The sequence below is a fragment of the Longimicrobium sp. genome, assembly GCF_036554565.1.
Lineage (GTDB): Bacteria > Gemmatimonadota > Gemmatimonadetes > Longimicrobiales > Longimicrobiaceae > Longimicrobium.
The window spans coordinates 1-18,516 of the sequence record NZ_DATBNB010000222.1; the positions used below are offsets into that span (position 1 = coordinate 1).

Sequence of the window (18,516 nt, forward strand, 5' to 3'; positions counted from 1 at the left end):
GGGCGACCAACTGGGCGCACGCACGCGCGCGCTCACCGGCCCGATCGCCCGCGCGGCCGACCCGTCCAGCGGCACCACGGCCAGGCGCTCGCTCTGCTGCTGCCCCTCGCCCGTGACGGCCACCACCAGCACCGCACGCCCGTCCGGCGACACGGTGGCGGGAAAGTCGGCGGACTGGCTGGCGATCAGCCGCGTCGCCTTCCCTCCCCGCGCATCCACCACGTACACATCGGCGTTGCCCTCCCGCTCGGAGACGAAGACGATACGCCCCTCCATCGCCCGGCGCTCGGACCCGCCCATGGTGTCGGCGGGGGGGCTCGGCTCGGCGGACTGCGCGCGCTGGCACCCTGCCAGCAGCATCGGCGGAAGCACGAGAAGCGGAAGGATGCGGGTCATCGGCCGGGCAGGGCGGGGTTGGCTTCCCGAGCGGCCCACCCCGCGCGAGGACCGCGCGGGGTGGGATCGATCGAAACATCAGGGTTCCTTCCGTGGCGTGAAAGGGCGTGAGTCCATCAGCACGCCGGCCGGCGCTCCCCACGAACCACGGCCGCCGTGCTCCCGCACTCACGCACTGGCGGTCAGCGGACGCGAACAGCGTCGGCGATGACCACGTAGCCCGCCGTGGTCCAGCGCGACACCTGCACCTTGTTCCACCCCGCGCTGAAGCTCCAGGTACCGATGGCGTTCCACTGCCCGCCGTTGGCCTGCTGGTTCACGCTCACGCGGCCCACTTCCGCGCCGCTGGCGTTGTAGGCGATGTACGGCGTGGTGGTGGAGCGGTTGGTTCCCGCCACCCACCAGGCGTCGATGGTCCTGGTGGCCGCGGCCGGCAGGTAGAACCAGAAGGTCGCCGGGTCGCTGATGGCCTGCGTCGAAGCGAAGTTGTAGCCCGTTCCGTAGTAGCCGGCGCTGCTGCCCGTGGACCAGTTGGCCGACACCTCGTACTTGGCCACCGAGGCGTTGTTGTTGGTGTTGTTGCTGTCAATGATGATGGCCGACGTGGCGCCGCAGTGCGAGTTGATGCGGTTCATGTAGTCGGTCCACGGCCAGTTGGGGCCGGGATCGGTGCGGTTGTACGGCTGCAGCTGGCCGTGCGCGACGTAGTGGTAGCGGTCGCGGGGGATGCCGTGGCCCTTGCTGATGTCGCAGGAAAGCTTGGCCGAGGCGTCGATCTGCCCCACCGGGAAGCTGGTCTGCGAAGCGTAGCCACCGTGCTCGATGCCCACCGTGAAGTGGTTGCTGCTGTATCCGTTGCGCCAGCACTCGTGGCTGCTGTTGAGCGAGCAGTCGTAGGTGGCCGCGATGTGCCACGCGCGGTCGGACTCGCGCACCAGCTGGCTGATCTCGCTGCCGCTTTCATTCACGACGTAGTGCGCGCTGGCCTGTGCCTGCGTGTTGGTCAGCCAGCTCCAGCAGCTGGTGTAGCTGCCTTCGCAGGTGTGGATGATCACCATGTGCACCACGCCGATGTCGCCGGTGGGGCGCGCGTTGTAGTTGGGCGACGGACGCCAGATGGTGCCCGCGACGGGGTAGTCCGGGGCCACCGCCATCTGCGCATCGCCTTCCGGGAACTGGAAGGCCGCCGTCACCTTCACCGGCATCACCGCCGCCAGCACGTTGCCGGAGGGGCTCGAGCCCACGACGCCGCGGTTGAGCGTGGCGTACACGTCGCGGTGCACGTACATCGCCTGCCCGTTCACGTCCTTGATGCCGCTGTAGCGCGCCACCACCGGGCCCCACGCGGCAAGGTCCGTCCGCGCCGTGCGCGCCTCTTCGGCCCACTCGCTGAGCAGCGCCGCCGCCGCCCGGATGTTCGCCCGGGGATGGCCCTGCGCCTCCTGCACCGTCACGCCCGCCAGCCGGGCGCCGCGCGCCAGCTTGTCGCCGCGAAGCGCCATCACGCCGTACGCGGCCTCCTGCCCGGGGAACTCCACGCCTCCCCGCACCATCTGCCAGCGGGTTTCCACGTACCCGATGGACTTCAACAGCGCCGGCGGAACGCCGAACTCACGCGCGGCATCGTCGAAGTACGTGTCGAGCTGCCCCGACGGCACCGCCGCCGAGGGTTCGGCGAGGGGTGCGGCCGGCTGGTCTGCGCAGGCCGAGAGCGCGGCGGCGGCGAGGAGTGCCGCGGCCAGTGAGCGGAGCTTGCCCATCCGTCCTCCTGAGGGTGAGGTGGTCTTCGCGTCCGCTGGGCGCGCACGCGAGGGCTGAAGGGGAGCGCTTTCAACGTAAGCTGTCGCATAATGTATAGCAAGCATGATGTGAAAGTTGCTTCTGCGTCACGGCTTAGCCGTGGGAAGCGCACGAAGGAAGTAGGAATTAGTGGGGAGGCGCGTTTTCTCCGCGGCTGGAAAGGCGCCGCGCGCGAGACCACAGATGGCGGGCCGTTTCCGCGCCGCCGCGCCCGGCGCGCCCCAACAGCCGGGTGAAGCGGCCGCGAACGGATTGCACACCCTCCCGCGCGCCCCGCAGCGCCTCGTCCAGCTCCGCCGGGCCGAAGCCCAGCTCGCCGGCGATGTGGCCCAGCACCGCTTCTTCTTCGGACGACACGCCTTCGTCGGCGGCGCCGAGCACGGCCAGGTCCAACAGCTCTTCGCGCTCGGCCTGCGAAAGGTGCTCCAGGATTTCGCGCTGCTCGCGGGTGTAGACGGGCACGGCACCATCGCCGAGCGCCGCCGCCTGGATTGCCGTCACCGTGGCCTGCCGCAGGCGGGGAAGCGCGGGGTGCATGGCGGTGGGCGACAGGCCGCGCACCTCTATTCCTGCCTCGTGCGAGAACCGCGCGATGGCGGTGCGCCCGACGGCCAGGGTGCTCACGTAGTTCAGTCCGCCGGCCACCGCCGCGCCCAGGCCGGGAACCAGGCGGCTCATCCACCGCCGCGCCACCTGCGCCGAGGCCGCCTTGGCCGCGGCGTCGCCCGCGCGGGCCGCACCCAGCGCCAGCCCGGTGGAGGCCAGGAACAGCCCGCGCACCTCGCTGGTGGGGTCCGCCAGCTCCACGCCGTACAATGCGGCGATTTCCAGCACCAGGTCACGCTGCTGCTCGGCGACGAAGTGCCAGTCGGCCACCATCCCCAACGCGGCCAAGGCCGTGCCCACGCCCGGCACCAGCGCGGGAACGGTGGTCGCGGCGCCCGCCGCCGCGGCGCGGCGGGCACGCTCGCGGGTGCGCCGCCACGCCAGGTCCGTCGCCGCCACGTCCGGATTCGCCTCGCGCAGCGTGCGGATCTCCGCCGCCAGCTCGTCGGGGCGGCCCTCGGGAACGCGCAAGGCGGCCTCCACCGCCTCGCGCAGCCGCCGCGCGATCCGCTCGCGGTCGCCGGACGACAGCCGGGGAAACTGCACGTGCGCCAGCCGCTCGCGCACCTCACCGGCCGCGGCCTGCGCCATCTCACGCCACCGTCCGCTCACGCCATCCTCGTCGCCGTTCGCGTCCTGAGGCGGCGGCGCGCTGGGTGTTGGCGCAGACGAGGGGACGATCTGGTCTGCTGGGAGAGCGTCGGGCATGGTGTCCGGTCGGTGGAGCCCGGGGGCTCCACCGTGTGGCAGGGGAGATGGGAGCGGGCCGGAGCGGCGGGACGCGGGAGCCGTCATCGCCTGTCGAGCGGGATCGTCCGGAGCGAGGGCACGGTGAGCCCCCCCCGGCAGACTGGCCCGAGTCGAGTTTCCGGAGAAGATCCGCGTGTTTGCTGGCGATGGCGGGAAGAGGCAAACAGAATGCCGCGGCGGAAACTACGCGCAAAGGAACGAGCCCCTCCCGCAATGGGGGAGGGGCTCTCATGGGTCGGCGGAGGGGGCGGGATGGGCGGGCTGCCGGGTGAGGCGCGTGAGGCTGCCGGCTCCGGGGGGCTCACCCTCGCCCCGGGTGGCGTCCGGTCGGGATCGTGGGGGCCTCGGCCGTGTCGGGCGAATGAATTCGCTGCAACAACCACACGAAGTCTGCCTTCGCAGACTGGCTTTTTCTCCTGTGAGGAGAAGTGTGTGGCGCGCCCGGGAGTGTGTGACGGATCCCTCGGTCGCTGCGGAGTACGGTGTCGGGGCAGGATTCCCGTGGCCGCTCCTCGGGATGACAGGTGCGCTCCGGCTGGTGCGGGGCGCGGAGGTGAAGCTTGCGTTGGTGCGAGTTGAGGCTCGGACTGCGCCCGGAAGTTAGGTGCAGTTCTCCCCCTCTCCCGCTTGCGGGAGAGGGGGGCCGGGGGGAGAGGGCAGCCGGGGACTGCACGGCCCTCCCCGAAGCGCTCCCTGCCTCGTGTTTCTGCCGACTACGCAGCCTGCCGTTGCTCCGTGAGCGTACCCTGCCCGAACGGCGTTCCCGTGGCGGCCTCGATCGCCTCGACCACGGCGCGGGCGATACGCGGCTGCTCCTTGATGGCCGCCCAGTTCTCGCGGACGAAGTCCTTGAGGTTGCGCGCCTTGCGATTCATGCGGATCTCGGCGGTGTCGCCCACGCGCGGGCCCACGGTGCGCACGAACTCCAGCATGGCCTCGTGCTCGCCCGCGGGTGCGGGCGCCGTCTGGGGCGCGGCGCGTGCGGGGGCGCGGGGGCTGGCGGGAAGCACCTCCACGGGCAGCTCGGGCGGGTCCCAGCGGAACGACGAGCCGTCCCGCGTCTTGCCGCGGAACCGGCCACCCTCGTGCACGCGGGCGAAGGTTTCGTCGAGCGTGTACAGGTAGCGTCCGATGCCCCACTGCACGGCGGCGCGCTTCATGGCGCCAGAAAGGCCGCCCTTCACGCCCTCGACGTCGGTGTTCTCGGCGCCGTCGTACTTGGTGACCCACTCGCCGCCCACGCGCACCGACAGGCCGCAGACCACGCCGCCGTCGGGCCCGGGCGCAAACTCGTTGCGCCAGTTCTCCGGCCCCACCACGTCGTCCAGCCGGGCCTGGATGGCGCGGTTGGTGACGTAGGGCACGCAGATGGCCCACACGCGCCCGTTCTTTTCGCCCGCCGTCTGCACCCGCCACTCGATGGCGTCGGGCTCGAAGAAATCCTGAAGCGCCTTGAAGTCGATCTCCACCATCGGGTTACCCTCCACGCTCTCGTAGCACCGGCCGCCACTGCGCGGCCGGACCCGCTCATCCTGTTACGGAATCTATTCGGGTTTTATTCGGGAGTCAAGGGAGGCGAGGGCCACGACGAACGCGGGGCAGACCGGACGTGCGTCTGCCCCGCGAGTACCTCGGTGACCGTGGTTACCGGTGTTCCCGCCGCCCGCGCACCGGCGCATCCAGCCGCACCGTCGCCGAGGAGCCGGCCGGGATCACCGCGTCGATGTCCTGGCCGCCGATGGCCACCGCCGTGCCCGCCGCCGCGCCGACGACGGCGCCACGCACCGTGCTCCTGCGGTCGCCGCCCAGCACCCGGCCCGCCACGCCGCCCACCACGGCGCCTCCGCCGATGGTCGCCGCCTTGCGCCCCGCGCTCTGCCGGCTGCGCCGCTGCACGCCGGGCTCGCCCACCACCGTCACGTCGATGGGGTACGTTTGCCCGTTGTGGCGGATGGAGGTGAAGGTCACCGCCAGGTCCGTCCCGCGCGTCACGTTGCCCGACGGGCGCGCCCGCGTCACCCGGCCGCGCACCGTGGCGCCCGCGGGGATCACCGTGCGCCCCTCGCCGTCCGTCAGCGACTCGGAGAGGGTGGCGGTGAAGGTGTCGCCCACGCCCATCGTGCGCGTGCTCACCTGCTGGTTGAAGCTCACGCTGAAAGTGCTGCCGCTGGGGGCCGTACGCGTCACGTAGCTGGGGCCCGACGAGGCTCGCTCCGCCGGGGCTTTCGCGCTGCGTTGGGGCTGGCTGCGCTCGGCGGCCGGGGCGGGCTGGCCCGCCGGGGCCGGCCGTGGAGCGGGGGCGGGCGCCGCGAACGAAAGGGGCTGGGGCAGGGCCGCCGAGTCCACCGGGGGGCCGTCCTCGCCCGGCACCTCGATGGTGGTGTCGGGAGTGATGGCGGCCAGGCTCAGGTCGCGTTCCAGCGCCCGGCGTTCCAGCACGGCGCGCTCGGAGGTGTCCTCTCCCTGGCCGCAGGCGACCAACAGGGAGGACAGCGGCAGCACCAGGGCAAGGGTGGCGGCGAGTGTCTTGCGAGTCATCGAACAGCTCCTTCGTCAGCGTCGTTGCTTGTGTTACGGCCAGGGCGACCCTAAGCTCAGGCCCCGCGTCAGCCCCCCGATTGCCGGGTTACAAGGGCAACGCCCGTACCCGAAGGTCCATGAAGGCGCTCAAGGCACTCGTTCCCTATCTCCGGCGCTATCGCCTCTCCATCGCGCTGGGGCTGCTGGCCGTCGTCGCCGCCAACGGCGTGGCCGCGCTCAGCCTGGAGGCCATCAAGCACGGGGTCGACGCGCTCAGCGAGCCGGGGGCCACCCGCAACACGGTGGCGAGGTGGGCCGCCATCTCCGTGGGGCTGGCCCTGCTGACGGGGCTGGGGCGCTTCTGGATGCGCGAGATCCTGAACGGCACCAGCCGCCGCGTGGAGGCCGACCTGCGCGACGACTTCTTCGCGCACCTGCTGACGCTGGACGCCTCGTTCTACGCCCGGCACCCCACGGGCGAGATCATGTCGCGGGCGACCAACGACATCCAGGCCGTGCGGATGGTGGCGGGCCCGGCGTACATGTACCTGGTCAACACCCTCGTCTTCGGGGTGATCGCGGTTGTGCGGATGGCGTGGATCGACCCCTGGATGACCTTCATCTCGCTGGTCCCCATGCTCCTGCTGCCGCCAGTGACGGTGGGCTTCGGGCGGATCATCCACGACCGCTTCACCCGCATCCAGGAGCAGATCGGCCTGCTGTCGACCATGGCGCAGGAGAACCTGGCCGGGCAGCGCATCGTCAAGGCGTACGGGCAGGAGGCGCCCCAGTCCGCGCGCTTCCGCGAGCTGTCGGCAGAGGCGATGCGGCGCAACGTGGAGCTGGCACGTACCTCGGGGCTCTTCTATCCCAGTCTGGGGCTGCTCGCCGGCGTGGCGATGGCCGTCGCGCTCCTGGTGGGCGGGCGCGCCATCCTGGCCGGGCGCATCACCATCGGCGATTTCGTGCTCTTCGTGCTGTACCTGGGGCAGCTCGCCTGGCCCATGATCGCCCTGGGCTGGGTGACCAACCTGTTCCAGCGCGGCGCCGCCTCCATGGCCCGCGTCTCGGAAGTGCTGCAGGCTGAGCCGCGGGTGCGGGACGCGCCCGACGCCGCGGCGCCGGAGCCCGTCCGCGGCGAGATCGAGTTCCGCGGGGTGTCGTTCCGCTTTCCCGGCGCCGACCGCGACGTGCTTCGCGACATCAGCTTCCACGTTCCCGCGGGCTCCACCGTGGCCGTGGTGGGGCCCACCGGCTCGGGCAAGTCTACCTTGGTGTCGCTGCTGGCGCGCTTGTTCGACCCCACCACCGGCACGGTGACGGTGGATGGCGTGCCGGTGGACCGCTGGCCCTTGGCGCGGCTGCGGCAAGCGGTGGCGCTGGTGCCGCAGGACACCTTTCTCTTCTCCGCCAGCATCGAGGAGAACCTGGCGCTGGGCTTCGACGACGCAGACGCCGCCAGCCGCCTGGCCCGCGTGCGCGCGGCGGCGGCCGTCGCACGGCTGGACGAGACGGTGTCGGAGTTTCCCGGCGGATACGCGACGGTGCTGGGGGAGCGGGGGATCAACCTTTCCGGCGGGCAGAAGCAGCGCGCGGCGCTGGCCCGCGCGGTGGCTCGCGACGCGCCCATCCTGGTGCTCGACGACGCGCTCTCGGCCGTGGACACGCATACGGAGCACGAGATCCTGGACGGGTTGAAGCAGGTTTTTGCGGGGCGCACCAGCGTCATCGTCAGCCACCGCGTGGCGGCGGTGATGGATGCCGACCTGATCCTGGTGCTGGACGACGGGCGGCTGGCGGAGCGCGGCACCCACGCCGAGCTGCTGCGTGCCGGCGGGCTGTACGCCGCCCTGCAGCGGCGCCAGATGCTGGAGGCGCAGGTGGAAGGCGACGATCTCCTTGCAGCCGCGTCAGGCGGGGTCTAGATTCGGGCCTGGCATCAGTTCCCACCTGCGCCGATCGGCATGGAAGACCTTCACGTTCACCTTCAGGGCGATCCCGGCACCGCGCAGCGCCTGCGCGAGGTGCTGGCCCGCGAGGGGTTTCGCGTCGTGGAGCCGCCCCCGGAAAAACCGGCGGGCGCCATCGTCGTGCAGGTGCGCGCCAACGGCATCAACGGCGCCAGCGCCGAAGTGGAGATGGAGGCGCGGGTAGAGGAGCTGGAGCGCAGCGTGCTGGAGCTGCGCAACCTGGACGTGGCCAAGTCGCAGTTCCTGACCAACGTTTCGCACGAGCTGCGCACGCCCCTCACCGCCATCGTCACCTACGGCGAAATCCTCCGCGACGGCCTGCTGGGCGAAATCTCCGCCCGCCAGCGCGACGCCATCGAGTCGATGATCGGCTCGTGCCGGCAGCTGCTGGCGATGATCGAGGAAATTCTCACCTACGCGCGCTCCACCGCCACCACCATCGACATCCGCCCCGGCGAGTTCGGCCTGCGGGAGATGGTGGCCGAGGTGCGGCGGATGAACGAGTCGCTGCTCGACCGCAAGAACCTCACGTTCACCGTGGAGCTGGGTGAGGGATTGCCGCCGGTGTGGGCGGACCGCGACAAGGTGGCCCACGTGCTGCGCAACCTGATGGGCAACGCCATCAAGTTCACCCCCGAGGGCGGGTGGGTGAAGGTGCAGGCCCGCGCGGCGCCGGGGCAGCCGGGATGGCTGCAGATCGAGGTGGCCGACAACGGGATCGGCATCGAGCCCGAGCACCACGAGCTGATCTTCCGCGAGTTCGCGCAGGTGGATTCGTCGCGCGCCCGCATCCATCACGGCACCGGGCTGGGGCTTTCCATCGCCCGCCGCTTCGTGGAGCTGCACGGCGGCCGCATCTGGGTGGAAAGCGGGCTGGGTGAGGGGAGCCGCTTCTTCTTCACCCTTCCCTCCACCGAGGCGGTTCCGGCGGAAAGCGAAACGCCCCGCGGGGTAGAGGGTGCGGCCGGGTGAGCGTTCGGAGCATCCTTCTGGTCGAAGACAGCGAAGCCATCCGCACCGCCTTCACCATCCTGCTGGAAGACGCCGGGTACCAGGTAATGGGCGCCGGGACGGGTGGCGAGGCGCTGCGCATGGCCGGCGAGCACGCGCCCGACCTGGTGCTGCTGGACATGGGGCTCCCCGACATGTCCGGGCTGGACGTGGTCCGCCGCCTCAAGGCCGATTCGGCGACGATGGCCATCCCCGTCGTGGCCCTCACGGGCCGCGACGAGGACGCCGACCGGCAGGCGTGTCTGGCCGCGGGCTGCGCCGCCTACCTGGTGAAGCCCGTGGACACCCAGCGCCTGGTGCGCGACCTCCCCGGCTTCATGACCGCATCCCCCGCGGCCTGATCGGCTCCACGTCATCGATTTCGGACGCCCGCCGCACCTGCCGAAGCGCGCCTGTCATCCCGATGGAGCGGCCTCGGAAAACCTGCCCGTACACCAAGGATCGCAGCGACTGAGGGATCCGCCACACAGTGCGGATGCCGCTCACGGCCGCGGATGCGCCGTCCTGTCTCTCCCCCTCCAGCCGCCGGGCGTCCCTCCGCCGGAAGCCCTTCTACTCCTGCAGTGCCGGAAGGCGCACCGTAAACGCCGTGCCCTCGTCGCCGCTGCTGACGTCCAGGTGCCCGCCGTGCTCGCGGACGATGCGGCGGCAGATGAAGAGCCCCAGCCCCGTGCCCTCGTCCCCAGGCTTGGTGGTGAACAGGGGATCGAAGATGCGGGGAAGCTGGTCGGCCGGGATGGGCGGCCCATCGTTCCAGAACTCCAGCACTACCGCGGGGTCGGCCAGATGATCCGCGCGGGCGGTGACGCGCAGCGTGCGCCCGCTCTCCGCCAGCGCCTGCTCGGCGTTCACCACCACGTTCAGGAACACCTGCTGAAGCTGGTGCCGGTCGCCGCTGACGGCCGGCAGGTCATCCGGAACCTGCACCTGCAGTTCCACGCCGGTGGTCCGCAGCTTCTTCTCGCGCATCCCCAGCGTCGTCGTCACCACACCACCCACGTCCACCGGGTAGCGCTCCGCCGGGTGCCGCCGCGCGAAGTTAAGCATGTCGCCCACGATGTGGGTGCAGCGATCCACCGCATCCACGATCTCGCGCAGCTGGTCGGCCATCTGCGCGTCCGTCGCGCGGCGCTGAAGCAGCTGCGCATGTGCGCTGATCACCGCCAGCGGGTTGTTCAGGTCGTGCGCCACGCTCCCCGACAGCAGCCCCAGCGTGAACAGCTTGTCGCGCTCGGCCAGGTGCTCCTCCATGTGCTGCCGCTCTTCCCACAGCCGCCGCGTGCGCAGGTGCGACTGGATGCGGGCGCGCAGCTCGGCCCCGCGGAAGGGCTTGGTCACGTAGTCGCTGGCGCCCGCGTCGAAGGCCGCGTACACGCTTTCGGGGTCGGTCTTGGCCGTCACCATCAGCACGGGCAGGCGCAGCGCGTCCCACCGCTGGCGGGCGTAGTGGCAGATCTCCAGCCCCGACACCCCCGGCAGCATCCAGTCCAGCAGCAGCATGTCGGGGGCGCCTTGCTCTTCCAGGAACCGGATGGCCGTGAGGCCGTCGGCCGCCACGGTCACCCGATATCCCGCCTGCTCCAGGATCATCCGCAGCACGCGCGCGGCGGACACGTCGTCCTCGGCGATCAGCAGGTGCTCGCCGCCGCCGCGCGCCAGCGCGTGGGCCTGTGCGTCCTTCACAGCAGCGGCTCCGGCTGGGCCAGGCGGGCACGCGCGGCTTCCGCGTCCATCGCCAGCAGCGGCATCAGGCAGTCGGGGGCAATCTCCCTGCGCTCCATGGTGAACACGCGAAAGGCCCGGGCGCTCAGGTAAAGGTCGTGCGACACCTGCGGCAGGCCGATCAGCCCCGCACGCCCGGTTTCCGTCAGGCGCTGCACCGCGCCGGAGCGCCGGAGCAGCAAAAGGTCCAGCCCCAGCATCCGCGGCTTTTCGGGGTAGTCCACCAGCACGCATCCCTCGTCCAGTCCCAGCTCGCCCGCCAGGCGGGCCTCCAGCGCGCTCCGCAGCTCCCCGTCGGACGCGACCCACGCATCCCCCGCCATCCCCCGCAGCGCCTCCGCCGGCACTTCCAGCGCGCGCTTGGGAAGCCGGCGGCGGCGCACAGCGGGGATCCATCGGTCCGCCACCCGCCGCGCGGCGGGATCGTCCATCTCGGCCGCGCGCAGCTCCAATATGGTCATCAGCCGCTCGTCGGACTGGCCCACCAGCTCCTCGGCCCCGATCACCCCGCCCCGCAGTGCGTCGTGCACCAGCCGCTTGTACAGCGCCGTCGCCGAGCGAACGGCGTGGTGCCAGTAGACGTTGCGGAACATCTGGTACTTGGAAAAGAGCAGCGATTCCAACGCGGACAGGCCCTTCTCGTGGATGCCCACCTCGGCGCGCCCGGTGTGGGGATCGGGGAGGATGGTGATGGCGTGCAGCAGCCGGTCGACGTCCACTTCGCCGTACGGCACGCCGCAGAAGCGCGCGTCGCGGCGAAGGTACTCGATCTTGTCCAGGTCCAGGCTCCCCGACACCAGCCCCTGCAGCGGCGACTCCGACCGGCCGCGGATCATGTCGGCAATGCGCGCCGGGGCATCGGGGGCCAGGGCCTCGAGCGTGCCGCGGATGGGCTCGGCGCACAGGAACCGCTCCGCCAGCTCCTCGTGGTCACTGCTCACCAGTTCTTCACCCAGCTCCTCCAGCGCGTGCGAGAATGGGTAGTGCCCCACGTCGTGAAGCAGCGCCGCGTAGGGCGCCAGGCGGCAGTCCACCGGGTCCACGCTTTCCAGTTCGCCCCGGTCGCCCAGGAACGTCAGCGCCGTCCGGGCAAGGTGGTACACGCCCAGGGCGTGGTCGAAGCGCGTGTGCACGGCGCCGGGGTACACCAGGTACGCCAGGCCCAGTTGCCGGATGTGGCGCAGCCGCTGGAACTGGGGCGTGTCGATGATCCGGACCGCCGTGGCGTCCAGCCGGATGGTGTTCCAGAGCGGGTCGCGAACGACCTCGAACTCGCGCGTGGGATCGGTGCGGGAATGCATGAGGGGCGGGAGTGTACCGGCGGGCGGGGCGGGGTGTCAAGGCGCAGCGTTCCCGGCGCGCAAACCCGGCCACGTCGGGCTCGCGGGCCGAAATGAGCGGCATACATCATCCGCCACAGGTGGTACGCGAATGTCCACATGTGGCGCGAACGGAGTACACGTTTTGTGGAGGAAAACCCTTGCGTGGATTGGAGGATTGACTTAGCCTTGTGGCCTGCTCGCCTGTCCAGTTGCGGAGGGCGGGCCGTCCCGAACGCAGGAGGCGCTGATGCAGATTGGAACCGGAATCTACACGCCCGCAGAGGCGGCGTCTCTGCTCAACGAGCGCCCCGATACGGTGAACCGCTGGGCATGGGGGTACTCGCGCACCCGCAACGACCAGCACAAGGCTCATCCGCCGCTGATCAGGACGGAGCTGCCGCGGGTCGACGGCCAGAAGGCCATCACCTTCGTGGAACTCATCGAGCTGCTGTACATCCGCGCGTTCGAGCGTGCGGGCGTCTCCTGGAGCCAGATCAAGGAGGCGGCCCGGGTCGCGGCGCGGATGTTCTCGACCGACCACCCGTTCGCGCTGCGCCACCTGTACGTGGACCCGGGCAGCCTCTACGGGTCGCTGCGCGAGCAGGACGGTTCGGAATCGCTGGTCCAGCTGGTGGGCCACGGGCAGCACGCCATGCCGCAGCTGGTGAAGCCGTACCTGGAGCAGATCGAGTTCGACGTGAACGACGTCGCGCGGCGGTGGTGGCCCATGGGAAGGGCGGCGGGCATCGTGGTCGATCCCATGAAGGCCTTCGGGGCGCCCGTCGTGGAGGAGGTGGGGATCAGGGCGCGCTCGCTGGCCGCGGCCTACGACGCCGAGCTTCCGGCCTTTGGCGCGGGTGCCGTGAACCGCGTGGCGTGGACGTACGACATCGAACCCGAACACGTGCAGGCGGCTCTCCGGTTCCGCGAATGGCAGAGCCGCGCGGCCTGACGTTTCTCTTCGACGAGAACATGCCGCAGCGGCTCGCCACCGCCATGCGCACGCACATGGGGGAGCAGACCACCCACGTGTATGACGAGTTCGGGCGAGACGGCGTTGTGGATCCCGAGGTGCTGAGGTACGTGGGCGAGAACGGGTGGTTCCTGGTCAGCCGCGACCGCCGCATCCTGCGCCGCGCCCCGGAGCGCGCGCTGATCGAGCAGTTCGGGACCGGCGCCTTCTTCCTGAAGGACAGCCTTGACGATTTCTGCTCCATCGCGCGGGCGCTGATCCACAACTGGCCGGAGATCAAGCGCATCGCCCGCGGCCGGGACCGGCCGTTCGTCTTCCTGATTCGCGAGAGGGGTATCGTGCGCCTGGAGAACCGCCACATCCGGTGATTATCGGCTTGTCCGTGCCGCATCGAACCTGAATCGCGCTTCGGCACGCCAGGCGGGCTCTACTGGTGTTTACCCCCTCGCCCACGCTGTTTGTGGGAGAGGGTGGCACGCGTGTCAGCGCGGCCGGGTGAGGGCCCCACGGCCGCTGAGGCCTCTCACGTAGTTTGTTGAGGCTTCTCGCGGTTGCTGGAGCGAGCGCACCCGCTGCTGGAGAGCTGCCCGCCTCGGCTGTGGATGCCCTTCGACTGATGTGTGGCGGATCCCTCAGTCGCTGCCAAGCGTGGCACACGGGCGGGTCCGGAGGGGCCGCTCCGTCGGGATGACAGGCGCGCTTCGGTGGGTTGGCGTGGCATCGGGCGCTGGCGGTGGTTTTATCCGCTCGCGTCGAAGCGCGTGAGGGTCACGCGCTCCGCCTCCTCGAGCAGGCGTTTCACGATGCCCAGCGCCGCGCCGATGTCGGCGTCGGTGCGCTGCGCGATGTCGCGGCGAATCAGCGTGTCCACCTCGTCGCGCACGATCTCGAACTGGCGGCGCACCTCGCCGGGCTTCCATCCCAGCCGCCGCCGCTGGTCGCCGTGCCGCTCGCTGATCAGCCGCTGGATGTCGGAGCCGTCCTGCATCAGCTCCGGCTCGCCGCCGCCCTCGTCGAGCGTGATCAGCGACTTGCCGATGTCGAGCAGGAAGGTGGCCATGTGGTCCTCCAGCTGCGCCCGGTCCAGCCCGCGCGCCCCGGGAACATGCGGGTCGCCGCGCAGCCGCGTGCCGATGTCGCGCACCAGGCCGTCGGCGCTGGCGGCCAAAATGTGCCCCACGTCGGCCAGGCCCGGCACCTGCCCCGGGCGTGAGGGCCAGTCGTGCGCGGTGGACGCCGCTTCCGGGGCCGCGGCGTCGCGTGCCGCGGGAAGCCACAGGGTAAAGCACGAGCCCTGGCCCAGGGTGCTGCGCACCGTCAGGTCGCCTTCCATCAGCCGGGCGAAGCGGCGGCTGATGGTCAGTCCCAGTCCCGTGCCGCCGTGCTTGCGGGTGTGCCCCTCCTCGGCCTGCACGAAGGGCTGGAACACGGCCTTCAGCTTTTCGGGGGCGATGCCCATCCCCGTGTCTTCCACCCGCACGTACACCCACGGGCCCTCGCGGCCCACGTCGGCCTCTTCGCCGGCCTGGGCCGTGCAGCCGCAGGTGACGGAGACGCTTCCGCCGCTTTCCGTGAACTTCACCGCGTTGGACAGGAGGTTCACCAGGATCTGCCGCACGCGGTCTTCGTCGCCCACGTACTGCACGTCCGACGAAACGGTGCACTGGCTGGACAGGTGCAGCCCGCGGTCGGTGGCCTGCGGCGTGACCAGCGCGATGGCCTCGGCCACGGCGTACGACGCGCTGGTTCGCTCGTGCTCCACCTCCATCTGGCCCGCCTCGATCTTGGACAGGTCCAGCACGTCGTTCACCAGTCCCAGCAGGTGCTGCCCGCTCAGACGAACGCGCTCCAGCTTGCCCTTCTGGTCGTCCGTCAGCGGCCCGCCGATGCCCATCTCCAGCAGGTCGGTGTAGCCCAGGATGGCGTTGATGGGCGTGCGGATCTCGTGGCTCATGTTGGCCAGGAACTGGCTCTTGGCCCGGTTGGCGAAATCCGCCGCCGTTCGCGCCGTCTGCGCTTCGCCGTAGAGCAGGGTGTTCTCGATGGCGATGGAGGCCATCTGCGCCAACTGCAGCAGCACGGCCTCGTCCTGCGCGCTGAAGTCGCCCTCGTAGCGGTCGGAAAGCTGGATAAGTCCCAGGTTGCGCCCGTCGCGCGCCACCATTGGCGCGGCAAGCCATCCGCGCATTGGAGGATGCCGGCCCACCTCGGCGCCGAACGCCTTCCACGCGGGGTGCGATTCCAACTCGTCCTGCGTCATCCGCATCGACCGGTTGGCCTCGCCCACCAGGCGGTAGATGCCACTGCCATCGGGCTGCACGTCGTACTCGCGCCAGTCGGCGTAGCGGTCGGAGAGGGAGACGGCGTTGATGGCCTGGGACCAGGTGACGTCGGTGGACAGGCTCGCCACCGCCTGGTGCGCGCCCACCACGCGGCGCGCCTGCTCGGTAACCGTGCGCAGCATGTCGTGCACGGGCGCGGAGGTGTTGATGACCAGCGCGGCCTGGGCCAGCGCGTGGAGCTGGTCGGCGTAGCGCTGAAGCTCCTGCTCGGTGTGCTTGCGCTGGGTGACGTCGCGAAAGTAGACGGACAGCCCGTCGGCCGACGGGTAGGCGTGCACCTCGAACCACACGCCGAACATGGGCGCGAACTCCTCGAAGTGGGCCGGCTGCTGCGTCTCCATCGCGCGGCGGTACTCGTCCTCGAAGCGCGTTCCGCGGAACTGCGGGACGGCGTCCCAGAAGGGCACGCCCATCACCTCGTCGGGGTCGCGCTGCAGCACGGCGCGGATGATTTCGCGGGTGCCGCGGTTGATGTAGGTGAACCGCCAGTCGCGGTCCAGGTGGAAGAAGGCGTCGGTGATGCTTTCCAGGATGGCGTTCAGCCGCGCGCGCGCTTCCTGTTCCAGGGCCAGAAGACGGCTGCTGCGCTCTTCGGCCTCCTTGTAGTCGGTGGTGTCTTCGATGATGCCCACCACCCGGTACATCTCGCCGGTTTCCCGCCGCACGGGGTAGCCGCGCGCCCACACCCAGCGCACCTGCCCGTCGGGCCAGACGATGCGGTACTCCACGTCGTAGTGCCCCGTGCTCATCCCCGCCAGGGCCGTTTCCACCCGCTGGCGGTCCTCGGGGTGCACGGCTTCCAGGAACGAGCGGGGATCGCGGACCAGGCTCTCGCGCGAGCGGCGCCAGATTTCCTCGTATGCGGGGCTGATGTAGATGATGCGCGTGAACTCCGGATCGCTGATCCAGAACACCTCGCGGATCCCTTCGGCCAGTTGGCGGAAGCGCTGCTCGTTCTCGTGAAGGGACTCGCGGCACCGGACCGCATCGCCCGCCAGCTCCTCGGCCAGCAGCGCCAGCCCGGCCGCGGACGCGAGCGTGCGCAGGCTTTCTTCCTGTTCCGGCCTCGGCGCCGCGCCTACCAGGCTGAGCACGCCCAGGCGGCGGCTATCCACCTCCAGCGGCACCTGCCACGCCCCCGCCGCCTCGCTTCCGCACACGCGTGCGCCGACGGCCGGATGCCCGGCGCCCGAGGCCGCCAGCACCTGCACCCTGTCCGCGCCCGGGAAGGCGCGCGCGATGAACGCGCCCGCCGCGCCGGCCGCGGCGCGTGCCTGCTCCGCCACGCGGCGCAGCGTTTCTCCCGCGTGGAATGCGTGCGCCGCTCCCTGCTCGTCGTGCATCAAGTAGTCACGCCATGGCCCGGGGGAACGTTCACCACCGGCAGGCGGCGGATTCGCCGCGAGCGGGCCGGTGCCGGGTGCAATCCCGGTGCCCGGGCGGGGTGCGGTGGGTCCTCCGTGTCTCCCGAGGTGCAGTGGGGGGTAAATCCGTTGCTGGAACGCGGAAGCCCCGGCTCGGGCCGCTGTCGCGTCCCGCCCGGGGCTTCACCTGCACGCGAGCCGCGTCGGCGGCCCGGATCGTCTACCTGGAGCGTGCGTCCGCGCCGACAGTCATGCGGCCGGACGACCGGTCAGGGCCATTCGCGGGCCTTGAGCAGCACGCCGGCGATGATCAGCCAGAACAGGCCGTAGCCGCCGGCGAACGCGCTGGCCCCCCACGCGATCTCGCCGCGCAGGATGCCGTCGTACACGTCCGAAAGGGCCAGCTGCGGGGGAAGCAGCAGTCCCACCACGTCGCCGAGCACCCCCGGAAGCGGCTCCACTCCCGAGCTGACCAGCTGCAGCCACACGTAGTTGGCCAGGTACAGCACCAGCGCCACCCACGCATCGCCGCGCACGAGCAGCACCGACAGCACCGCAACCATCCCGCCGTACGCCACCGCCGCCAGCAGCGCCAGGTACAGCCCGATCCACCCGCCCTCGAACCCGCCCCACGCCACCATCTGCCCCACGACCAGGAAGACGGCGGCGGCAAGGATCGAGAAACCCAGTGCCAGCAGCCAGCGCAGCCCGTAGAACGACAGCGGCCGCGTGGGGTGCGAAAAGAACATGCGGTAGTACCCGGACCGCCGGTCGCCCGACACGAAGCCGCCCAGCAGGATGAGCATGGAGAGCGCGGCGTAGTTGGCCAGCGTGGCCGCGATTCCCAGGTAGCCCAGGTCCAGCGAGGGCTCCGCGCCGGGCACCTGGTCGTGGCGGTGGAAGCCGGGCTCCAGGGCAAAGAAGAGCAGCCCGGCCAGCGCCACCATCGCCAGGCGCGGCAGCATGCAGCGCAGCAGGATGGGGATCACGCGCGGCCTCCCTTCTTCCGCCCGCCGCCCGGGCCGCGGAACCGCTCGCGCAGCGACAGCCGCTCGGGCGTCACCGCGTGCACGACGCCGCCGCGGTCCAGCAGCAGCCGCAGCCGCGTGCTCAGGTCGCGCGCGCTTCCCGCCTCCACGCGGAACCCGTGCGCCTCACCGGACATGGGGAGCGCGCCGGGGAATGCGGAAGGAACCAGGTGCGCCGACTCGGTGTCGTGCACTTCCAGCCGCCACGCCGGAACGGGGCCGTGCCCCTGGGTGAGGTCGATCACCTCGCGCACGCGGCCGGCCTGCAGCACCACCACCTGGTCGGCGACGCGCTCCACCTCTTCCAGGTCGTGCGAGGCAAAGAGCAGCACGCGCTCCGGATCTGCCTCGCGCCACGCGGTGACGATCTCGCGCACCCGCGCCACCCACTCGGGGTCCAGCCCGTCCGTGGCCTCGTCCAGGATCATCACCTTGCGGTCTCCCAGCAGCGCCTGGGCCAGCGCCAGCCGCTGCAGGTTGCCCTTGGAAAGCGCGGCCACGCGGCGGCCCGCCAGCTCGGCCAGCCCCAGCCGCGCCATCTCGCGCTCGATGCGGGCCCGGGCTCCGTCCACCTCGCCCAGGGCGGCGAAGGCCTCCAGCGCGCGCCGCACCGTCCATGAGCGGGGGATCTCCACCCGGTCGGGGACGTACGCCACGCCGTGCCGCTCGGCGTAGTCGCGGGGGAGCATGCCGCAGATCTCCACCCCGCCGC

15 protein-coding genes are annotated in these 18,516 nt (G+C 71.0%); 5 read left to right on the forward strand and 10 right to left on the reverse strand.

The window, feature by feature from the left end; genetic code table 11:
• The 5 genes from VIB55_RS06030 to VIB55_RS06050 form a co-directional block, all read right to left on the reverse strand.
• Positions 1 to 396: TolB family protein (locus VIB55_RS06030; RefSeq protein ID WP_331875766.1), on the reverse strand; the 396-nt coding region annotated here is incomplete at its 3' end.
• Positions 397 to 578: 182 nt separating this feature from the next.
• On the reverse strand, positions 579 to 2,156 hold the full coding sequence (locus VIB55_RS06035; RefSeq protein ID WP_331875767.1) for an N-acetylmuramoyl-L-alanine amidase: 1,578 nt from the start codon (positions 2,154 to 2,156) through the stop codon (positions 579 to 581).
• Positions 2,157 to 2,322: 166 nt separating this feature from the next.
• Complete coding sequence (locus VIB55_RS06040) at positions 2,323 to 3,510, reverse strand: hypothetical protein (RefSeq protein WP_331875768.1); 1,188 nt, start codon at positions 3,508 to 3,510, stop codon at positions 2,323 to 2,325.
• A 755-nt stretch (positions 3,511 to 4,265) separates the two neighbouring features.
• Positions 4,266 to 5,024: a Rad52/Rad22 family DNA repair protein gene (locus VIB55_RS06045; protein WP_331875769.1), complete on the reverse strand. Its 759-nt coding sequence runs from the start codon at positions 5,022 to 5,024 to the stop codon at positions 4,266 to 4,268.
• A gap of 172 nt (positions 5,025 to 5,196) precedes the next feature.
• Positions 5,197 to 6,090, reverse strand: a complete 894-nt coding sequence (locus VIB55_RS06050; RefSeq protein ID WP_331875770.1) for a hypothetical protein — start codon at positions 6,088 to 6,090, stop codon at positions 5,197 to 5,199.
• 119 nt (positions 6,091 to 6,209) lie between these two features.
• On the opposite strand from VIB55_RS06050, the gene VIB55_RS06055 reads away from it, so the two are divergent.
• The 3 genes from VIB55_RS06055 to VIB55_RS06065 are packed head-to-tail and all read left to right on the forward strand — an operon-like array spanning position 6,210 to position 9,394.
• Positions 6,210 to 7,997 carry an ABC transporter ATP-binding protein gene (locus VIB55_RS06055; RefSeq protein WP_331875771.1) on the forward strand — a complete coding sequence of 596 codons (1,788 nt, stop codon included), beginning with the start codon at positions 6,210 to 6,212 and terminating at the stop codon, positions 7,995 to 7,997.
• A gap of 39 nt (positions 7,998 to 8,036) precedes the next feature.
• Entirely contained in the window at positions 8,037 to 9,014 is a 978-nt protein-coding gene (locus tag VIB55_RS06060) for a HAMP domain-containing sensor histidine kinase (protein WP_331875772.1), read from the forward strand.
• The gene (locus VIB55_RS06065; protein ID WP_331875773.1) at positions 9,011 to 9,394 is read left to right on the forward strand and encodes a response regulator transcription factor; all 384 of its coding nucleotides are present in this window, start codon (positions 9,011 to 9,013) and stop codon (positions 9,392 to 9,394) included. The genes VIB55_RS06060 and VIB55_RS06065 overlap by 4 nt, the downstream gene beginning before the upstream one ends.
• Before the next feature lie 211 nt (positions 9,395 to 9,605).
• On the opposite strand, the gene VIB55_RS06070 is transcribed toward VIB55_RS06065, so the two are convergent.
• The gene (locus VIB55_RS06070; protein WP_331875774.1) at positions 9,606 to 10,736 is read right to left on the reverse strand and encodes a sensor histidine kinase; all 1,131 of its coding nucleotides are present in this window, start codon (positions 10,734 to 10,736) and stop codon (positions 9,606 to 9,608) included.
• Positions 10,733 to 12,076 carry an HD domain-containing protein gene (locus tag VIB55_RS06075; protein WP_331875775.1) on the reverse strand — a complete coding sequence of 448 codons (1,344 nt, stop codon included), beginning with the start codon at positions 12,074 to 12,076 and terminating at the stop codon, positions 10,733 to 10,735. Before VIB55_RS06075 ends, VIB55_RS06070 begins: the two co-directional genes overlap by 4 nt.
• A 268-nt stretch (positions 12,077 to 12,344) precedes the next feature.
• Here VIB55_RS06075 and VIB55_RS06080 point away from each other — a divergent pair, with 268 nt between their 5' ends.
• Both VIB55_RS06080 and VIB55_RS06085 read left to right on the forward strand, forming a co-directional pair.
• Positions 12,345 to 13,049, forward strand: coding sequence for a hypothetical protein (locus VIB55_RS06080; protein ID WP_331875776.1), 705 nt, complete (start codon positions 12,345 to 12,347; stop codon positions 13,047 to 13,049).
• Entirely contained in the window at positions 13,028 to 13,438 is a 411-nt protein-coding gene (locus VIB55_RS06085; protein WP_331875777.1) for a DUF5615 family PIN-like protein, read from the forward strand. The genes VIB55_RS06080 and VIB55_RS06085 overlap by 22 nt, the downstream gene beginning before the upstream one ends.
• A gap of 371 nt (positions 13,439 to 13,809) precedes the next feature.
• Here VIB55_RS06085 and VIB55_RS06090 read toward each other — a convergent pair whose 3' ends face one another.
• The 3 genes from VIB55_RS06090 to VIB55_RS06100 all read right to left on the reverse strand — a co-directional run.
• Positions 13,810 to 16,755: an ATP-binding protein gene (locus VIB55_RS06090; RefSeq protein ID WP_331875778.1), complete on the reverse strand. Its 2,946-nt coding sequence runs from the start codon at positions 16,753 to 16,755 to the stop codon at positions 13,810 to 13,812.
• A 290-nt stretch (positions 16,756 to 17,045) separates the two neighbouring features.
• Positions 17,046 to 17,765 carry a hypothetical protein gene (locus tag VIB55_RS06095; protein ID WP_331875779.1) on the reverse strand — a complete coding sequence of 240 codons (720 nt, stop codon included), beginning with the start codon at positions 17,763 to 17,765 and terminating at the stop codon, positions 17,046 to 17,048.
• Positions 17,762 to 18,516, reverse strand: a 755-nt coding sequence (locus VIB55_RS06100) for an ATP-binding cassette domain-containing protein (RefSeq protein WP_331875780.1), incomplete at its 5' end; no start/stop codon positions are given. The genes VIB55_RS06100 and VIB55_RS06095, both read right to left, overlap by 4 nt.

Excerpts from the sequence above, each read along its gene's own strand:
- VIB55_RS06055 (WP_331875771.1), top strand. The coding sequence starts at position 6,210 with ATGAAGGCGCTCAAGGCACTCGTTCCCTATCTCCGGCGCTATCGCCTC.
- VIB55_RS06035 (WP_331875767.1), bottom strand. The coding sequence starts at position 2,156 with ATGGGCAAGCTCCGCTCACTGGCCGCGGCACTCCTCGCCGCCGCCGCG.
- VIB55_RS06050 (WP_331875770.1), bottom strand. The coding sequence starts at position 6,090 with ATGACTCGCAAGACACTCGCCGCCACCCTTGCCCTGGTGCTGCCGCTG.
- VIB55_RS06080 (WP_331875776.1), top strand. The coding sequence starts at position 12,345 with ATGCAGATTGGAACCGGAATCTACACGCCCGCAGAGGCGGCGTCTCTG.
- VIB55_RS06040 (WP_331875768.1), bottom strand. The coding sequence starts at position 3,510 with ATGCCCGACGCTCTCCCAGCAGACCAGATCGTCCCCTCGTCTGCGCCA.
- VIB55_RS06060 (WP_331875772.1), top strand. The coding sequence starts at position 8,037 with ATGGAAGACCTTCACGTTCACCTTCAGGGCGATCCCGGCACCGCGCAG.
- VIB55_RS06075 (WP_331875775.1), bottom strand. The coding sequence starts at position 12,076 with ATGCATTCCCGCACCGATCCCACGCGCGAGTTCGAGGTCGTTCGCGAC.
- VIB55_RS06090 (WP_331875778.1), bottom strand. The coding sequence starts at position 16,755 with ATGCACGACGAGCAGGGAGCGGCGCACGCATTCCACGCGGGAGAAACG.
- VIB55_RS06085 (WP_331875777.1), top strand. The coding sequence starts at position 13,028 with ATGGCAGAGCCGCGCGGCCTGACGTTTCTCTTCGACGAGAACATGCCG.
- VIB55_RS06045 (WP_331875769.1), bottom strand. The coding sequence starts at position 5,024 with ATGGTGGAGATCGACTTCAAGGCGCTTCAGGATTTCTTCGAGCCCGAC.